Annotated in this window: 13 protein-coding genes; 7 read left to right on the forward strand and 6 right to left on the reverse strand. The window is 70.6% G+C overall.

Going from position 1 to position 17,365, the window contains the following annotated elements:
• Window positions 1-24: 24 nt before the first annotated feature.
• Window positions 25-2,127, forward strand: coding sequence for a helix-turn-helix domain-containing protein (locus R6V09_RS07965; protein ID WP_317880638.1), 2,103 nt, complete (start codon window positions 25-27; stop codon window positions 2,125-2,127).
• A gap of 175 nt (window positions 2,128-2,302) precedes the next feature.
• The gene (locus R6V09_RS07970) at window positions 2,303-2,704 is read left to right on the forward strand and encodes a hypothetical protein (RefSeq protein ID WP_317880639.1); all 402 of its coding nucleotides are present in this window, start codon (window positions 2,303-2,305) and stop codon (window positions 2,702-2,704) included.
• Here the strand turns inward: R6V09_RS07970 and R6V09_RS07975 are convergent.
• On the reverse strand, window positions 2,691-5,423 hold the full coding sequence (locus R6V09_RS07975; protein ID WP_317880640.1) for a helix-turn-helix transcriptional regulator: 2,733 nt from the start codon (window positions 5,421-5,423) through the stop codon (window positions 2,691-2,693). The genes R6V09_RS07970 and R6V09_RS07975 overlap by 14 nt on opposite strands.
• 483 nt (window positions 5,424-5,906) lie before the next feature.
• On the opposite strand from R6V09_RS07975, the gene R6V09_RS07980 reads away from it, so the two are divergent.
• The 3 genes from R6V09_RS07980 (at window position 5,907) to R6V09_RS07990 (ending at window position 9,444) form a co-directional block, all read left to right on the forward strand.
• Complete coding sequence (locus R6V09_RS07980) at window positions 5,907-7,550, forward strand: serine/threonine-protein kinase (protein WP_317880641.1); 1,644 nt, start codon at window positions 5,907-5,909, stop codon at window positions 7,548-7,550.
• Window positions 7,551-7,656: 106 nt separating this feature from the next.
• Window positions 7,657-8,679: a hypothetical protein gene (locus R6V09_RS07985; protein WP_442809995.1), complete on the forward strand. Its 1,023-nt coding sequence runs from the start codon at window positions 7,657-7,659 to the stop codon at window positions 8,677-8,679.
• Window positions 8,680-8,790: 111 nt separating this feature from the next.
• Entirely contained in the window at window positions 8,791-9,444 is a 654-nt protein-coding gene (locus R6V09_RS07990; protein WP_317880651.1) for a DUF2238 domain-containing protein, read from the forward strand.
• A gap of 42 nt (window positions 9,445-9,486) precedes the next feature.
• Here the strand turns inward: R6V09_RS07990 and R6V09_RS07995 are convergent, their stop codons facing one another.
• Window positions 9,487-10,470 (reverse strand): aldo/keto reductase, encoded by a 984-nt coding sequence (locus R6V09_RS07995; RefSeq protein WP_317880643.1) that lies wholly within the window; start codon window positions 10,468-10,470, stop codon window positions 9,487-9,489.
• 136 nt (window positions 10,471-10,606) lie between these two features.
• Here R6V09_RS07995 and R6V09_RS08000 point away from each other — a divergent pair, with 136 nt between their 5' ends.
• Together R6V09_RS08000 and R6V09_RS08005 are read left to right on the forward strand one after the other, a co-directional pair.
• Window positions 10,607-12,328 (forward strand): cholesterol oxidase substrate-binding domain-containing protein, encoded by a 1,722-nt coding sequence (locus R6V09_RS08000; RefSeq protein WP_317880644.1) that lies wholly within the window; start codon window positions 10,607-10,609, stop codon window positions 12,326-12,328.
• Window positions 12,329-12,370: 42 nt separating this feature from the next.
• A complete protein-coding gene (locus tag R6V09_RS08005; RefSeq protein ID WP_317880645.1) occupies window positions 12,371-13,294 on the forward strand; it encodes a phytoene/squalene synthase family protein in 924 nt (307 codons plus the stop codon).
• On the opposite strand, the gene R6V09_RS08010 is transcribed toward R6V09_RS08005, so the two are convergent.
• The 4 genes from R6V09_RS08010 to R6V09_RS08025 all read right to left on the reverse strand — a co-directional run bounded on the left by R6V09_RS08010 (window position 13,291) and on the right by R6V09_RS08025 (window position 17,171).
• A complete protein-coding gene (locus R6V09_RS08010) occupies window positions 13,291-13,878 on the reverse strand; it encodes a TetR/AcrR family transcriptional regulator (RefSeq protein WP_317880646.1) in 588 nt (195 codons plus the stop codon). The two genes, R6V09_RS08005 and R6V09_RS08010, sit on opposite strands and share 4 nt — an antisense overlap.
• Entirely contained in the window at window positions 13,875-15,365 is a 1,491-nt protein-coding gene (locus R6V09_RS08015) for an MFS transporter (protein ID WP_317880647.1), read from the reverse strand. Before R6V09_RS08015 ends, R6V09_RS08010 begins: the two co-directional genes overlap by 4 nt.
• Before the next feature lie 94 nt (window positions 15,366-15,459).
• Window positions 15,460-16,671, reverse strand: coding sequence for an FAD-dependent monooxygenase (locus R6V09_RS08020; RefSeq protein WP_317880648.1), 1,212 nt, complete (start codon window positions 16,669-16,671; stop codon window positions 15,460-15,462).
• A 131-nt stretch (window positions 16,672-16,802) separates the two neighbouring features.
• Window positions 16,803-17,171: a roadblock/LC7 domain-containing protein gene (locus tag R6V09_RS08025; protein ID WP_317880649.1), complete on the reverse strand. Its 369-nt coding sequence runs from the start codon at window positions 17,169-17,171 to the stop codon at window positions 16,803-16,805.
• Window positions 17,172-17,365: the final 194 nt, after the last annotated feature.

The raw sequence follows: 17,365 nt of genomic DNA on the forward strand, positions 1-17,365 counted from the left end.
ACAGCACGACTCGGGGAGCGCGTGTTGGGAGAGCAGAGCCGACGCAACCAGAACACACCCGCTGCGGCTCTCGCCGAGCTGCGCAAGCGGCTGAGCGATGGGCTGGCCGCCTCGGGGATGGACAAGACGCAACTCGCCCGCCGTGCGGCGTTGGGCCGTACGACGGTTTCGGAAGCGTTCCAGCAGGACGGTCCTGTGCCGTCCGCCAGGACCGTGGCGGTGCTCGCGGAAAAGCTGGGCCTGCCGCCCGACGAATTGCTGGCACTGCGCCGCACTGCGGCGACCGAGGACAGCGACCTGGTTCACGAGGGCGAGTCCGCACCCGGCAAGCCGATCGGCCAGTGGGAGCCTCATGACCTGGAAGTCCATCCTGCCGGAACCGCCTTCGACGGACTCGGCGTTGGCGGTGCGCCGCAACCGCTGCCGGGTTACGTACGTCGGGCGCACGACCTCGTCCTGGCGCAGGCGGTCCAGGACGCCAAGGCCGGCCAAAGCCGGCTACTGGTCCTGGTCGGCTCTTCCTCGACGGGCAAGACCCGAGCCTGCTGGGAAGCCGTCCAACCGCTCGCCGATGAGGGGTGGCGGCTGTGGCATCCCTTCGATCCGACTCGCGCCGAGGCCGCCCTCGAAGCCCTCGAACGTGTCCGCCCGCACACGGTGCTGTGGCTGAACGAGGCTCAGCACTATCTGGGCGACGGTCAGTCGGGCGAGCGTATCGCCGCGTCGGTGCATACCCTCCTCACCGATCCAGGACGAGCCCCTGTCCTGGTCCTGGGCACATTGTGGCCCGACTACGACCGCCAGTACTCAGCTCTGCCGCTGCCCGGCCGACCGGACCCCCACAGTCGAGCACGGGAACTCCTGGCCGGCCGCACGCTCTCCGTTCCGGAGAGGTTCGACGCGGAGGCGTTGCGCTCCGCGTTCGTCCAGGGCAAGGAAGGCGACCGGCTGCTGGCCGACGCTCTCACGAGAGCAGGCGCCCACGGGCGGGTGACACAGGACCTGGCCGGAGCTCCGGAACTGCTGCGCCGCTACGAACGCGGAACGCCACCGGCCCGGGCGCTGTTGGAAGCAGCGATGGACGCGCGCCGCCTCGGCGTCGCGCTCCACCTGCCGCAGACCTTCCTCACCGACGCGGCATTCGACTACCTCGCCGGCCCCGACTGCCACGATCTCGCCGACGACTGGCCCGAGGCGGCGATCGCCGAACTCGCCCACCCTGTCCACGGCAAGCAAGCACCCATGCGCCCCGCCACCGTACGTCCCGCATCACACGCGCCAGAACCGCCTTCAGCCACCTCGCCCGCCCCCGCGACAACGCCGGCGCTTCGGCTCGCCGACTACCTTGAGCAGTACGCCCGCGCCACCCGCCGGTGGCTGTGTCCGCCCGCGTCCTTCTGGCTCGCCGCGCACACCCACCTCACCAACCCCGACGACCTCAACAAGGTGGCCGGAGCGGCCCAAGAGCGTTGTCGCCTGCAATGGGCGACCCGGCTCTATCAACGTGCCGCGGATGTCGGCAGTACGAAGGCGTTGGGGTCCTTGGCCGTCATGCGGGAGCAGGCGGGCGATCGCGCGGAGGCCGAATCTCTGGCCCGGCAGGCCTCCGATGCCGGCGATCCCAGTGCCCTCCTGAACCTGGCCACCATGCGGGACGGGGCAGGAGACCAGGAGGGAGCCGAAGCCCTGGCCCGACGGCTCGCCGAGTCCGGCCACACCATCGCCGTACTGCAATGGGCCGTGACCCGGCAATGGGCTCAGAGCCAGAAGGTCACCGAATCGCTCTCCTCTCGTCCCGGCGACGGCGACCTCCGGGACGTGCTCAATCTGGCCGCGCTGCAAAAATGGACCGAGGACCGCAGAGCCGCCGAATCTCTGTACCCGCAGACCCTCGGCACCGGCGACCTGGGAAACCGGCTGAACCTGGCCAGGTTGCGCGAACTCGCGAGAGATCGGGCGACTGCCGAAGCCTTCGCCCGTCAGCTCGCTGACGCCGGCAACACGTTCGCAGTGAAAAGACTGGCATGGATCTGCGAGAAGGCCGGAGTGACGGAGGGTTTCCGCATCGACAAGTGGTGGCCCTACGGGCTGGACCCCGACGGAACCCCCACACAGGCGCGGCACTGACAAGGCACCAGGCGTGCGGTCACACCCCTGGCCGTGCCGGTGACTCTTCTGGGGTTTTACCCGGGGTGTGCCCCAGGGCGGGTGGCCCGGTCTGTTCCTAGTGTCCTTGGGGTGCGGCAGGCGAAGTCCGGCAGGGGGCCGGGCGGGTTCCGTCGCCATGAGGGAGATGATCGACGTGGGACCGAACGATGTGGAGATCGTGCGTGTCTTCGCCCGGAACACCATCAGCCCCAGCGCTGACCCGACGCTCAATCCGAAGGAGCCCGCGGAGGTCGCGGTGGACGCCGAGGCCGGCGACGCCGTCTTCCGGCTGGGGGCGCCGTACGAGGTCGTGGTCACCGTGAAGGACCTCGTCGACGGCACGAACATCCCGACCTCACTGGCAGGAGGGGCCAGCGGTCTGCTCACCCAGGCACCCTGGAACAAGCAGCAGAGCACGTTCGTCTTCGCGATCACGGCGGCGGAGCTGAACAAGCACAAGGGACACCAGTGCGAGGTCTACGCCTCCGTCTACGTGGGTCTGCAGGACCCGGACGCCAGCTTCGCAACGAGCCCGCGCTTCCTCATCCAGCGCTGAACGGGCCGGGCGGGAGCCTCGTCATCAGCCCTGTGCGGGATGAGATACCGAGCTTGGCGTAGACATTGCCGAGGTGGTACTCGACCGTCTTGATGCTGATCACGAGCTCCCGCGCCACCTGACGGTTGGTCAGTCCGCCGGCGGCGAGGCGGCCGACGGCGAGTTCTTGGGGCGTCAGCTGAGTGCCGGCCTCGGCGGCTGTCGGCCGTCGCCCGGCCGTGCCGGGTATCCCGCAGGCAGCGAGTTCCCGCTCGCACAGCCGAATGAGGGGAGTCGCACCGAGCCCGGTCAGGATCGTGTGCGCGGCGTGGAGTTCCCGCGCCGCGCAGGCCCGTCGGCCGGTGCGGCGCAGCAACTGGCCCAGCGCCAGCCGAAGGCGGGCCTGCTCGAACGGGGCATGGACTCGTGCCGTGTGCACCAGCCCCTCCTGGAAGGCGCGTTCCGCGGCCTCGACGTCGCGGCGCGCCGCCAGCAGCATCCCCCGGATTCTCCAACCAGCGGCCCGAGCCTCCTGGGGACCGCACTCAGCGGTGAGTTTGTCGTAGGCCGTCAGCGTTTCCTCGGCTTGATCAAGCTGTCCGAGCCCGATGAACGCCTCGGCCAGCAGATCGCGCCATGGTGCGGTCATCGGCTGGCACAGACCTTCCACGGCATCGGCCTCCAGCAGTGGTGTCAGCTCGTCCGCGGCGACGCCCGGTTGTCCCTGGAGCAGGGCGAGAAAGGCGCGCGCACGCCTTGCCTCGGTCAGGACGGTGCCGCAGGTGACGGGGACATCGGGAAGCCGGGCCAGATGCCAGAGCGCGCGATCGTCCTGCCCGCGGGCGGCTTGGACATGGGCGGTGCAGGCGTGAACGGTCGCGAGCAGGTCGAGGCCTGCGTCGTCGACGAGTGAGGCAGCCGATTCCAGCCGCTGAGCCGCCTGCTCCCAGGAGCCGAGCGCGTACTCCGTGAGTCCCAGGTTCAGCAGTGCGACGATGCGGAGCATCATCGGGCCACCGCGGCAGATGAAGATCGCCTCCCGCAAGTCCCGCGCGGCCTCGTCCAGTTCACCCGCCCACATCCACAACAGCCCGCGCCCGCACAGCAGATCGACATCGGACACGGCGACGAGCGAGGCTTTGGGAAGGTCCGCGGCGAGCGCGAGGCCGCGGGCGATGTCGCCGCCGAGGCCGCAGCCGGCCATCTGGACGTAGCGCAACATGCCTTCGGACGTCCGCCGCGGCCACAGGCTCATGGCCCGCCCCGCCCACTCGGCCGCCTGCAGTCCTTGGTTGACGGACAACATCACCGAGCTGAGCAATCCGGCGACGTGCGCGGCGAGTTCGGGGTCCGCCCGGGTGTCGCAGCTTTCCCAGGCGTCCCGCAGCAAGGCCTCCCCCTGCGAGATCTCGCCGTTGAACGGCGACAGCAGAGCACGGGCGTACCGGTACGCGGGCGAGCCGGAATCACCGGGAAGTTCGTCGAAGAGCACCTGCGCCTCGTCGCGGCGCCCTTCCCACAGCAGTGCCTCTATCGTCTTGACGCTGTACCACAGCCGGTCCCGCTCACCGCAGGCCAGCCGGGCGGCGTCACGCAACAGCAGGGCGGCGGTACCCCAGCGGCGAGCGGCCGCCTCGGTGTGGGCCAGCTCGGACAGTTGGCCGGCCAGTGCGTCGTCGGGACCCCACGCGGCGTGCACCAGGTGCTGCAGACGGCCGAACGATGTGCTCGCCTGTTCCGCCGCGGCGACATGCAGAGAATTGCGCCGGACGGGGCCGAGCCCGGCGTAGACGGTGGCACGCACCATGGGGTGCGGAAAACGCACGCGACTGCCGCCCTGCTCCAGCACCTCTTGCAGGAGACCCTGGCCCACCGCCTCCTCCAGCGCCGACAGCGGATGCTTCAGGTCCGCGAGCCGGGCAGCCGTATGCAGCGGACTGGAATTCCCCAGCACGCACGCCGAGTTGACCAGGGCCTGCGCCTCTTCAGTGCAGTTCGTCAGCTGCCTCTCGATCAGCCGGCTGTATCCCAGCGGCGCCGGCAGCGTGGACGCCGACGACATGAGACGGTCCATCGGTACCTGCTCAAGCAAGGCCTTGAGGTACAGAGGGTTGCCACCCGTGTGGTCGAACAGTCGCATCACGGCGGCAGGTGGCAGCGGCCCGGCGTGGGCGTCGACGAGCTCGGACACCTCGGCGGCGGTCAGCCCGGCCAAGGACAGGCGCAAGGTGTCCTGGCGCAGGAGCAGGCGGCGCAACCCTTCGGGCAGGGCCGGGTCGTCGGCTTCGCGGGTGACGGCGATCGTGAGGACCCGGTCCGCGCGCAGCCGCCGCAGGGCGAACGCCAGGGCCTGCAGCGACGGAGCATCCGCCCACTGCACGTCGTCCACGACGAGGATCAGCGGCCGGCCGATGCGCATCTGCACTTCCCCGAGTCCGTCGACCAGCAGGGAACCGGCGGTCGGCGCATCAGCCGTCGCGGGCCGGGGAATCGACACCTGTGTGTCTGAAAAGAGGTGGTCGAGCAGGCCGAACGGGGTACCGGCCTCGCCCTCCTCGCCACAACCGGTCAGCACCTCCGTCTCGGGGTGGTCGGCGAGGAATCGGCCGACCAGTGATGTCTTGCCGATTCCGGCCGGCCCCTCGACCAGTACCAGGCAGGGTTCGCCTTCGACGACCCGCGCCAACCGGGCGCGGAGAGCTGAGAGTTGTTCGCTGCGCCCGACGAATGGCCCGGCCATGTCGGTCCCCCGTCCCCCGAGAGAGTGCCGTCTCCACCATCGTCCAGGAGAGATGAGCACTCAAGGGAGAACTCGGACGAGTGTCGACCGGGCACGAGGCCCCCAGTCAATCCATCGTTGCCACAAACAACGGCAGCGCTCATCAAGCCCACCGCCCGGCCCCCGCATCAAGTACACAACCGGCACGCACTTCCGCGCGAACTCCCGGGAACGGCCAGGTGGCCGCGGGAAGTCCTCAGGCGCAGGGACCGGCCCGGACAGGGCAAGAGGGCCTGGTCAGGGCGTCCGCGGCGGGAAAGTTGCTCGTTACCGGTGGTTACCACCAGGTCGGGGAGGGATATTCCCCGTCGACATTTCCTCGCACACCTGCCCGCCTCGATTGAATAAAAGGCAAGAACAACGGGGAATTGGGTTTCCTTTGAACCACCCCATCACAGCCGCCGTACTTCTGGGAAAGGTGAGAGCCAGGGGTTTCAGCGAGGGATGGCCATGGTCGAGACGCACGTCTCCGTACACGAGTCAGTCGCCGGCAGATACCGACCCATGGAGGTCGCGCACCGCGAGACGAACCGTGTCACCTGGTACGGCGAGGACATGGCCGCCGAGCGCCCCTGCCTGCTCACGCAGGTGACACTGCCCGGCGCGCTGGACGAGGAGAGCGCCCGCCGGACCACCGCCGCCATCATGCGCACCTCCGAGATCATGGTGCTGCTCGCTCCCACCCGGGTCGCCCAGGTCATGGACGCCGTCGAGGAGGCCGGCACCCTGTGGACCGTCACCGACTGGATCGACGGCACACCGCTCGGCCAACTCCTCGCCCAGCAGGGCACGTTCCACTATGTACGGGCGGCCCGCATCGGCCTCGAACTGCTCGACATCCTGGAGGCGGCGCACAGCGAGGGCATCACCCACGGCGAACTCAGCCCCGGCCAGGTCTTCGTGCGGGACCGGGGCACTGTCGTCCTGACCGGCTTCGGACTCGCCGGCGCCACCCTCGTCCCACGGCTCACCGCGCCCTCGTACGCCTCCCCCGAACAGGCCCGCGACGAGCGCATCGGACCGGCCGCCGACCTGTGGGCGCTGGGCGCGATCCTCTACACGCTGGTCGAGGGACACCCACCCTTCAGGGACCGGGGCCGCCCCGAGGCAACCCTGAAGGGCGTGGACCGGCTTCCGATGCGCAGCCCGTCGCGCGCCGGACCGCTCGCGCAGGTCATCCAGGGGCTGCTGCGCAAGAACTCCCGCGAGCGGATGACCCGCCCGGTGGCCCGCGAGGCCCTCACCCGCATCCTGCACGAGGACCCGTACGCGGATCGCGAGCCCGTCCCGCTGCCCCGGCTGCGGCGGGCCTACGACACGTTCCGCGGCGCGGGCACCACCTGGAGCGGACGCGGCATGGCCGTCGGGACCGCGCTGGCCGTCGGCACCGTCACGGTCGCCGTGCTCGCCGCCACCCACCAACTCCCGGGCACCGAGACCTCGTCGGCCGCCTCTCCCGCACCCCTCCCGTCCGCCTCCGCCTCGGCAAAAACCCCGGGCGAGAACGTCGACGGTCACGCCTACAGCCCCTCCGCCACGCCTTCACCGACATCCCCTGCTTCCCCCGCGGCTTCCGCCTCGCCCTCGGTCACCGCGTCCCCCTCCCCCACCGCCTCCGCGCTGCCCGCCGGCTTCCGTGTGTTCAAGGCACCGGAGGGCTTCTCCGTCGCGCTCCCCAAGGGCTGGAAGGTGCTGGACACCCAGCGGGACTCCGACATCGCCTATCGCGTCACCTTCGGCGCCTCGGGCGACCCGCGCACCCTGGCCGTGACGTACAGCACTCAGGCGGGCCCGGATCCGGTCGCCATCTGGCGTGACGACGTCCTGCCGGGACTGAAGCAGACCGAGGGCTTCCAGCAGATCGGCGACATCAGGGCCACCACGTACCAGGGCGACAAGGCGGCCGACCTGGAGTGGTTCTCCGGCACCGGCGACGCCAGGGTGCGTACGCTCGGGCGCGGTTTCCTGATCGGCGGCGGGCGCAGTTTCTCGCTACGGTGGACGACGCCCGCCGACGAGTGGAACGACGCGGCCAACCGCCAGGCGCTGCAGACCTTCTTCAAGACCTTCCGGCGGGCGGCGAACTGACGGCGACGCGAGGGCCGGGCGCTCAAACCAGCGGCAATGGGTGGATATAGGCTGCGTGTTCGCACCATGCCTCATCTCAAGCCCAGGAGAGTCCGCCTTGACCGTAGTGATCGACCAGGCCGAGACGTCCTTCACCGCCCTCGACGACGCCGGCCTCGTCGCCCGGGACGCGCACGAGTTCGGAGCCTACGCCCGCACCGGCGGCTGGGCCTTCGGCCTGAAGGTGGCGCGCAGCGTACGGCCCGGCGGGCAGAGCGCGGACGAGACGCCGAAGGTGTCCGCGAAGGAGTTCGCCGAACTCGCCGACTGTTCCCCCGAGCGCGTCATGCGCTACTACAAGGCCTGGGACCGGGCCGCGGACGACGGTCTCGTCCCGCACTTCGAGGAGCTGGCCCCCGGCCAGGAGGTCGAACTCCCGGACGCCGACGTGTGGTTGAACTACTACGTCTCCCGCTCCAGCGCCACCTCCGAGCGCGGCACCGCCATCTCCGAGGCCGCCGAGGCGGAGGGCATCCGGCCCACCAAGGCGCTGGAGGTCGCGGAGAACCCGACCGCGCTGCGGGCCGCGATCCTCGCCGACCCGTCCACCGCGCGCGCGGCCCGGCAGGCCCTGCTCGACCGGGTGCGTGAAGACCCGGAGCTGCAGGCCGAGTTGGCCCGCGACGTGGTCCGCACCGACGACCTGAAGAAGGCCGTCGCGACGGAGAGCCGCTCGGCGGACCGGATCGGCTACGTCCGCCAGATCGCCGAGTCGGGCCAGATCAAGACGCCCGCCGGACAGACCGTGGACGCGCCCCTCGACGTACGCCAGGAGGCCGAGCGGCATCTGTCGCTGCTCGATGAGCTGGAGGACGGCGAGGACACCGGCGGGTGGGCCACCGAGGCCTACGACACCATGAAGAACCTGGTCGTCGAGACGGTGGAGGCGGACCCCGAACTCCGTGTCCAGGAGCGGCGGACGAAGTTCTACAGCAGTCTGCAGAAGGCCACGAAGGCGTTCGAGGAGCTGACCTTCGACGACGCCCAGGACTTCTACGAGGACGACATGGTCCAGCGTCTGGAGGAACTCCAGCAGGCCATCGACAGCTGCCTCACCGCGCTGCGCAAGACCACCACTCCGGCTGAGTAGCCGTACTCATGTAGCGGCTTCGGCCTTCGGACACGATGGGGCTCCCCACGACAAGGGAGCCCCATCGTGTCCGTCGTTCCTTCCGCGCCCAGGCGCCGTCTGCCCGCTCTGATGGTCGCGCTGGTGGTCGCGGGCCTGGCCGTCTCCGCCTGGCATCCGCACGACCGCACGACCTGGTTCCTGGAGACCGTGTGGGTCTTCGTCGGACTGCCGGCAATCGTCCTGACCTGGCGGCGCTTCCCTCTCACCGGCCTGCTGTGCTGCCTGCTCGCCGCGCACGCGCTGGTCCTCGCCGTGGGCGGCCACTACACATACGCGCAGGTGCCGATCGGCGACTGGGTCCGGGACACGTTCGGGCTCAGCCGGAATCCCTACGACCGTTTCGGGCACCTGATGCAGGGCTTCGTACCGGCGGTCCTGGTACGGGAGTTGCTCACCCGCACCTCGCCCCTGCGCGGCAGCCGCTGGCTGGCGCCGCTCACCGTGTGCGCGTGCCTGGCCTTCAGCGCCCTCTTCGAGCTGTTCGAGTGGGCGGCGGCCGTGATCGGCGGGCACAGCGCGGACGCCTTCCTGGCCACGCAGGGGGATGTGTGGGACACGCAGTGGGACATGTTCTGCGCGCTGATCGGTGCCACGCTCTCGGTCGTGCTGCTCAGCCGGGTCCACGACCGGCAGCTGGCACGGCTCGGTGTCGTCGGGTCCTCTTCGTTCGCCGCTGCCACGCCCGCAGCGGCGGTACGAACCAGCACCGCGGGCGCCGGGTGACCACCCCGCCCGCGACCAGGCGGGGCGCAGCGGGGCCGGGGTCTACCAGCGCCCCTCCACCTGGTCCTTGATCCGGTGGTCGTAGAGGTCGCGGATCGCGGTGAGCGTGGCCTCGGAGAGGGCAGGCAGCTCGGCCGCCGCCGCGTTGGCGCGGGCCTGTTCGGGTGAGCGGGCGCCGGGGATCACCGTGGTGACACCGGGCTGGTCGATGATCCAGCGCAGGGCCAGCTGGGCCGGGGTGTATCCCTCGGGGGCGAGGGCGGAGAACTCGGCGGCGGCCTCGACGCCCGTCGCGTAGTCGACGCCGGAGAAGGTCTCGCCCTGGTCGAAGGCCTCGCCGTGGCGGTTGTAGGTGCGGTGGTCGTTCTCCGGGAAGACCGTGTCCTTGGTGTACTTGCCGGACAGCAGGCCGGAGGCGAGGGGCACGCGCGCGATGATGCCGACGCCCGCCTGCTGGGCGGCCGGGAGCACCTGGAGCAGGGGCTTCATGCGGAACGCGTTGAGGATGATCTGCACGCTGGTCACGTTCGGCCGGGCGATCGCGGTGAGGGCTTCCTCGCAGGTCTCGACGCTGACGCCGTACCGGGCGATGCGCTCCTCGGCTACCAGGGTGTCGAGGGCGTCGAACACCTCGTCCGAGGAGTAGACCGAAGTCGGCGGGCAGTGCAGCTGCACCAGGTCGATGCGGTCGACGCCGAGGTTGCGGCGCGAACGGTCGTTCCACGCGCGGAAGTTGTCGAGGACGTAGTTCTCCGGGAGCTGGTCGACGCGGCGGCCCATCTTCGTCGCGACCAGGACATGCAGATCGGGCCGGCCGCTCAGGAAGGCGGCGATGGTCTGCTCGCTGCGTCCGTCGCCGTACACGTCGGCCGTGTCGAAGAAGGTCACCCCCGACTCCGCCGCCGCCTCCAGCACGGCGAGGGCTTCCTTGTCGTCGACGTCTCCCCAGTCGGCGCCCAGCTGCCAGGTGCCGAGACCGACGACGGATGCCTGCTGCTGCGACCTGCCGATTACACGTTCGTCCATGTCACCAGTCTGTCATCCGGCACTGACATCCGCGGAACGGGATCCTCCGGGCCGCGACCTGTGAATCTTTCACTCACACGAGTGAACCGGCTCGACAGGGTGCCTACTCGTGTCAACTCCCGCCTAGCGTGTGCGCGTGACCGATCATGTGGCGAACAACCTCCAGTCGGGGAACGGCAGTTCCGCTCCCTGGACCCGTCGCGGCTTCCTCCTCTCGGCGGCGGCCCTGGCCGCCGTGCCCGTCCTCCTGACGGCCGATCCGGCCGTCGCCGCGGCCGAGCTGCCCGACTTCCCGGCCGAGGTCGACCTCTACCGCTCGGCGTACCGCAACTGGGTCGGCGAGATCACCGCCGACGGGCTGTGGGCGTGCGCGCCGACCGACGCCGGCCAGGTGGTGTCCGTCGTCAACTGGGCCTGGCAGCACGGCTGGCGGGTCCGCGCCCGCGGTTCCTCGCACGGCTGGTCACCGCTCACGATCGAGTCCGGTACGGCGTCTGACGCGCCGGTGCTGCTGGTCGACACCGCCCCGCACCTCACCGGCCTGACCCTGGACTCCGCCTCGGCCGTCCGGGCCGGCACCGGTGTCACCCTGGAAGCGCTGCTCACCTATCTGGAGGGGCACGGCCTCGGTCTCACCGCCGCGCCCGCCCCCGGCGATCTGACGCTCGGCGGCGCCCTGGCCATCGACGCGCACGGCACGGCCGTACCGGCTGACGGCGAGGAGCGGACGGCCGGGCACACGTTCGGGTCGCTCAGCAATCTGGTGCTGTCGCTGACGGCGGTGGTGTGGGACACGGACACCGGCGCGTACGTCCTGCGGACCTACACCCGCGACGAGGCGGACTGCGCGGCGCTGCTCACCCATCTGGGGCGTTCGCTGGTCACCGAGGTCGTGCTGCGGGTGGGGGCGAACACGAACCTGCGCTGCCTCAGCCGTACGGACATCCCGGCCACCGAGCTCTTCGCGGCACCCGGGTCCGGCGGGCGTACCTTCGCGAGCTTCCTGGACGAGTCGGGGCGGTCCGAGGCGATCTGGTTCGCGTTCACCGAGTACCCCTGGCTGAAGGTGTGGAGCGTGGCACCGACCCGGCCGTTGACCTCACGGCGCGTCTCGTCGCCGTACAACTATCCGTTCTCCGACAACGTGCCGACGCTGGTGGCGGATCTCGTCGGGCGGATCCTGTCGGACGGCGCGTGGTATCTGGCGCCGGTGCTCGGCAACGCCCAACTCGACGTCGCCGCGCTGGGGTTGACGGCGACACTGTCGGCGGACATCTGGGGGCCGTCGAAGAACACGCTGCTCTACGTCAGGCCGACGACACTGCGGGAGACCGCCAACGGCTACGCGGTGCTCACCAGTCGGGCCCAAGTGCAGCGCGTGGTACACGAGTTCACCGAGTTCTACCAGGAGCGGCTCGCCGCGTACGCCGCCCTCGGCCGGTTCCCCGTCAACGGCACCGTCGAGATCCGGGCCACCGGCCTCGACCACCCCGCCGACACCGAACTCACCGGCGCCCACGCTCCGTTGCTGTCCGCGCTGCGGCCGAGCGCCGAGCACCCCGAGTGGGACACGGCGGTCTGGCTGGACGTCCTGACGCTGCCCGGTACGCCGTACGCGGAGGAGTTCCTGCGGGAGCTGGAGCAGTTCCTGTTCCGCTCGTACGACGGCACCCGGGTCGAGTGGTCCAAGGGCTGGGCCTACACCGAGCAGGCCGCGTGGAGCGACGAGCAGGTGCTCGGGACGGCGGTCCCGGGCTCGTTCGGGGAGTCGGTGTGGGGGCAGGCGGCGGGGACCTTCGACCGGCTCGACCCGCACGGGGTGTTCGGGAACGCCTTCCTGGACCGGCTGTTCGGCTAGCACTGACTAGGCTGTGTCGGTGATCTTGACACAGGGAGAGTTGTGACCGGTTGGCCGACCGCGCTGACGAAGGCGGGCATCGCCGACCCGCGACTGCGGCGCGCCTACGACGCCCAGCGCGGGATCGTGCGCAGGTACGCGCTGCACGAGTATGTCGCGGTACGGCTGCTGCTGCCGGCGGAGCTGCATCCGCCGGTCGTCGCCGCGGTGGCCTACATGCACGCGACCGACGAACTGATCGACACCGGTGCCGTGGACGAGCGCACCGCGGCCCTCGCCGCCTGGGACGCCGAGACCACGGCGGCTCTGGAAAGCGGCGAACCGCCCGCCCAGGACGGCCTGTTGGTGCTCTGGGACACCGTGCGCCGCCACCCGCACATGGCGGCCCGGGTACGCGACTTCCTCGACGGCGCTCCCGTCGACGCGAGGTGGACCGGCTTCGAGACGGAGGCCGACTTCCAGACGTACGTGGACAGTTACTCGCTGCCCGGCCTGATGCTGACCGCGTCGCTGCTCGCTCCGGCCGACTCCGACGCGTACGAGTCATACCTCAAGGGGTGCCGGGACCTGATCGAGGGCTGGCAGCGCAGCGATTTCCTCGCCGATCTCCGCGAGGACGCCGAGAACGACCGCATCGGTATCCCACGGGACGAACTCGCGCGGCACGGGCTGAAGTTCGAGGATCTGCGAAGCAGGTCGGAAGAGTGCGTGCCCGCGCTGGACCGAGTGGTCCGGGAACAGGCCGGCCTCGCCGGGACCACGCTCGCGGGCTGCCGTACGCTGCCCGAGCTTGTCGCAGCGGAACACCGGCCGTTCCTCGACGCCCTGATCGCCGTCCAGGAACTACGGCTCGGCGCGGTACGACGCGCGGGGGGCAAGGTCCTGCTCCACGACACGGGGCCGGCGACGTTCGCCACGTTGCGGGTCCTGGCCCGTCAGTACCGACGGGCACGCCGGTACGCCTAAGGCGTCAAATGCGCCTGCACAGTGGGTCCGTAGCGGTCCACGATGATGTCGATCGCGGTCGTGCGAAGGCGGGCGCCGCGGGCGATGCCGTACATGACGCCAAGGCCGAGGATCGTCGCGACGGTGAGTTCGGCGCGCAGGGCCGCGTCGGGGCCGGGGATGCGGTCGGCGAGGCGGTCGACCACCTGGGCGCGGAAGTTGACGCGCAGGATGTCGCCGTGGTCGCCCTGCAGGGGCGCGAACGCGATGCGCAGCAGCGGATCGGCGCCCCGCTCGCGCTGGCTGGCCAGGACGTGCCGGACCATGTGGCGGCCCAGGTCGTCGAGTGGGGCGTCCAACAGGGCCTCCGCGTCGGTCTCGAAGGACATGACGCGGGCGAAGAGGGCGTCCTTGTTGCCGAAGTACTTGAGGATCAACGGGGCGCTGACACCGGCGCGTTCGGCGACGGCCTTGAGGGTGATGTCGGCGTGCGCGTTGCGCGCGAGGAGGTAGCGGGCCGCCCTGAGGATGGCCGCCTTGGTCGCCTCGGCGTCCCGGCGTGCGGGCGGGGACGCGGTGGGTGGAGTCGTGCTCACTGCACTCATGCTCCCTCCAACGCCTCGTCCCGCGCGCCCTCGGCGCGGTCCCGGGTGGGCCGCGTTTCGTCGGGGGCGGGGTCGCCCGGGATGGTCAGTGCCGCCGCGCTCGCGACCAGGGCGATCACGCCCGCGATGCCGAACGCCATCAGGTATCCGTGCAGCGTGGGCAGCGGGAGCCCGCCGACGAGGCTGGTGTGGTGCACAAGTACGGCTGCCACCACGGCGCTGGACACGGCCTGGCCGATGGTGCGCATCAGGACGTTGACGCCGTTCGCGGACGCGGTCTGGTCGGCCGGGACGGCGCGCAGGATGAGGGTGGGCAGCGCCGAGTAGGCGAAGGTGGTGCCGGTGGCCACGACCGTCGCGCCCAGGATGATCGTCCACAGGTCGCGGCTGTCGGCGATGCGCACCACATAGCCGAGCGCGATGATCGCGGCGCCGAGGGCGAGCGTGATGCGAGGGCCGCGGGCCGCCGAGATCCGGGCCGAGACGGGTGAGAGCAGCAGCATGGTGACACCGCCGGGCAGCAGGCACAGCCCGGTCTCGACGATCGACAGTCCGAGCCCGTACCCGGTGGCCTTGGGCGCCTGCACCAGCTGGGCGGTGACCAGGGAGTTGGCGTAGAACGCGAAGCCGGTCAGCAGGGCCGCCACGTGGGACAGGCCCACCCGGGGCCGGGACACCAACCGCAGGTCCACCAGGGGCTGTTCGACGCGCAGTTGCTGCCACCACCACAGGCCGAACACGACGACCGTGGCGAGGAACAGGGCCAGGATCCGCGGGCTCCCCCACCCCCACTGGCCGCCCTGGGACACCCCGAGGAGGAGACACACCAGTCCTGCGGCCAGTCCGAGCGCGCCGAGCACGTCGAAGCGGCCCGGTGCGCGGACGGGCGACTCGCGTACCGCCCACCAGATCGCCCACACACCGAGCGCGCCGAGGGCGCTGGTCGCCCAGAACATGACGTGCCAGTCGGCGTACTGGACGATCAGTGCCGCGAGCGGCAGTCCGAGCGCGGCGCCGATGCCGACGGTGGAACTCATCAGCGCCACCGCGCTGCCCCTGCGTTCCGCGGGCAGTTCGTCTCGCAGGATGCTGATCGACAGGGGGACGACGGCTGCCGCGGCGCCCTGCAGGGCGCGGGCGGTGATCAGTACGCGGATGTCGGAGGACAGGGCGCACATGACCGAGCCGACGGTCATCAGGGTCAGGGCACCGATCAGGACCCGCCGCTTGCCGTACATGTCGCCGGCCCGCCCGAGCACGGGGGTGAGGACGGCACCGGAGAGCAGGGTCGCGGTGACCATCCAGGAGACGGCGCCCGCGGAGGAGTGGGTCAGCCGGGGCAGGGACGGGAGCAGCGGGACGACCACGGTCTGCATGACCGCCATGAGGATCCCGCCGAACGCCAGCACCGGGATGGTGAGCCGGTCCCGCAAGGGGGGCCGCCCGGTGGTGCCGGGCTGGTCGGGTATCGGGACGGGCTGACCCATGGGCACTCCAGCGGACACGTAAAAGAAGGTGAATGGCTATTCACCCTATCCGGTGAATAGCCATTCACCCAACGTGCTGGGGAGACCCGGCACCCTACTTGCGGGAGGCGAGCGCCCGCGCGTGGACGGTGCGCGCCACCCTGGGGCCGAGCCAGCGCTTGAACCGGCGCAGCGCCTCCAGCCGTCCGGCCGCCTTGTCGATGCCGTAGTAGACCTGCGGCGGGACGTACGGCAGCAGCGGCGAGTGGCGCTGGCCGAGCAGGGCGAACATGCGGTGCGGGGGCAGGTGGATGTAGCGCTGGAGGTTCTCGTACCACTGGGCGCTGTAGCGGGCCGCGCTCTGGATGGACAACAGGGCGGATCTACGGCGCTGTTCGTAGGCGGCGAGGGCCTGCGGCAGTTCGGTGTGGTCGCGCAGGGCGTCGGCGAGCGCCATGGCGTCCTCCAGGGCGAGGGTGGTGCCGGCGCCGATGGAGTAGTGGGTGGTGTGGGCGGCGTCGCCGAGCAGGACGAGGTTGCCGCGGTGCCAGGTGCGGTTGGTGAGGGTACGGAAGTTGAGCCACTGGGCACTGCCGTCGGCCGAGGCGCGGCCGATCAGGGAGTGGCCGTCGAGGAGGTCGGCGAAGAGCTTCTCCAAGAGGGCGAGTCCGTCGGCCTCGGCGGCGGTGTCGAGGCCGAGGCCGGTCCAGGTCTCGGGGGCGCACTCGATGACGCAGGTGCTGCCCTCGGGGCCGAACGCGTAGCCGTAGCACCAGATCCAGCCGTGGTCACTCTCCACGAAGGCGAAGGTGAAGGAGCCGAATACCTTGCTGGTGCCGAGCCAGATGTACTGGTTGCGGCCGGGCGTGAGTTCGGCGCCGAAGTGGTCGGCGTGGCGGGTGCGCAGTGCGCTGTTGACGCCGTCGGCGGCCACGATCAGATCCGCGTCGGGCAGGTCGTCGGCGGTGATGTCGTGGTCGAACTCCAGCCGCACACCCAGGGATCGGGCCCGTTCGGCGAGGATCTTGAGGAGGCGGTGGCGGCCGATGCCGTGGCCCTCGTCGCCGGGCTGGGTGGTCGTGAGGTCCCGGATGCAGGCGACGCCGTCGCTCCAGCGCACCGAGTGCTCGTCGACCGCCTGCGCCGACTCGGGGTCGTACGCCCGGAGTTGGTCGAGCAGTCCGCGCCAGTACGTGACGCCCCAGCCGTAGGTCGATCCCTCGGGGTTGCGCTCGTAGACGGTGATGTCGTGGGACGGGTCCTGCCGCTTCAGCAGGATCGAGAGATACAGGCCGGCGGGCCCGCCTCCGACACAGGCGACCTTCACGCGCACACCCCTGGGTTTTACTCAAAGTGGTCAAGTGGATCCGCAGAGTAGCAGGATGGGGCGGCGGGGAATTCCCGTCACCCCGCACAGGACCGATGAGACGACCGGGACGGCTCAGATGTTCTTGTCGATCAGACGTCCTTGTCCAGATGGCGGCGCAGTTCCGCCGTGAGTGCCGGGATCTCGCGGCGGAAGGCCGCCTCGTCCAGGCCGTCGTCGGCCACTACGGCGAGCAGCGCGCGCTCTCCGACGGCCGTCACGATGACATGGCCCGTGCTGCCCCGCGCGGTGATCTCACGGAGGTGTCCCGCGCCGCCGTGATCGGCGAGCCGGTTGCCGAGTGCGAGGCCCGCCGCCGCGAGCGCCGCCATGGACTCGGGGTGGGTCTTGTTCGCGTCGCTGGCCACGACGAGCCCGTCGCTGGTGGCCAGGGTGGATTCGGTGACTCCCATTACGTTGTCCCGCAGGGCGATGAGGAGGTCGGTCACGGGGTCGCTCATGGCGTCTTCTTCCTGTTGCGTGCAGGCGGTGGGACAACGAGGCGGGAGGGGATCCGGTCGCGTCGGGTCCGGTGCGTCCGCGGGGCGTCTCGGCGCGGACGGGCGGGGCAGGTCGTTCAGTCGTGGGGCCGGGGTTCGGGTGCGGAGTTCCGGCCGGGCCGGCGGCGCGGGAGCGGTACGGAGTCGGGTGCGGC

It is taken from the genome of Streptomyces sp. W16 (assembly GCF_033194735.1).
Taxonomy (GTDB): Bacteria; Actinomycetota; Actinomycetes; order Streptomycetales; family Streptomycetaceae; genus Streptomyces.

Coding starts and splice junctions, on each gene's coding strand:
- R6V09_RS08025 (WP_317880649.1), bottom strand. CDS start 17,171: ATGAGCGACCCCGTGACCGACCTCCTCATCGCCCTGCGGGACAACGTA.
- R6V09_RS07980 (WP_317880641.1), top strand. CDS start 5,907: ATGGCCATGGTCGAGACGCACGTCTCCGTACACGAGTCAGTCGCCGGC.
- R6V09_RS08010 (WP_317880646.1), bottom strand. CDS start 13,878: ATGAGTGCAGTGAGCACGACTCCACCCACCGCGTCCCCGCCCGCACGC.
- R6V09_RS07995 (WP_317880643.1), bottom strand. CDS start 10,470: ATGGACGAACGTGTAATCGGCAGGTCGCAGCAGCAGGCATCCGTCGTC.
- R6V09_RS07990 (WP_317880651.1), top strand. CDS start 8,791: ATGGTCGCGCTGGTGGTCGCGGGCCTGGCCGTCTCCGCCTGGCATCCG.
- R6V09_RS07975 (WP_317880640.1), bottom strand. CDS start 5,423: ATGGCCGGGCCATTCGTCGGGCGCAGCGAACAACTCTCAGCTCTCCGC.
- R6V09_RS08015 (WP_317880647.1), bottom strand. CDS start 15,365: ATGGGTCAGCCCGTCCCGATACCCGACCAGCCCGGCACCACCGGGCGG.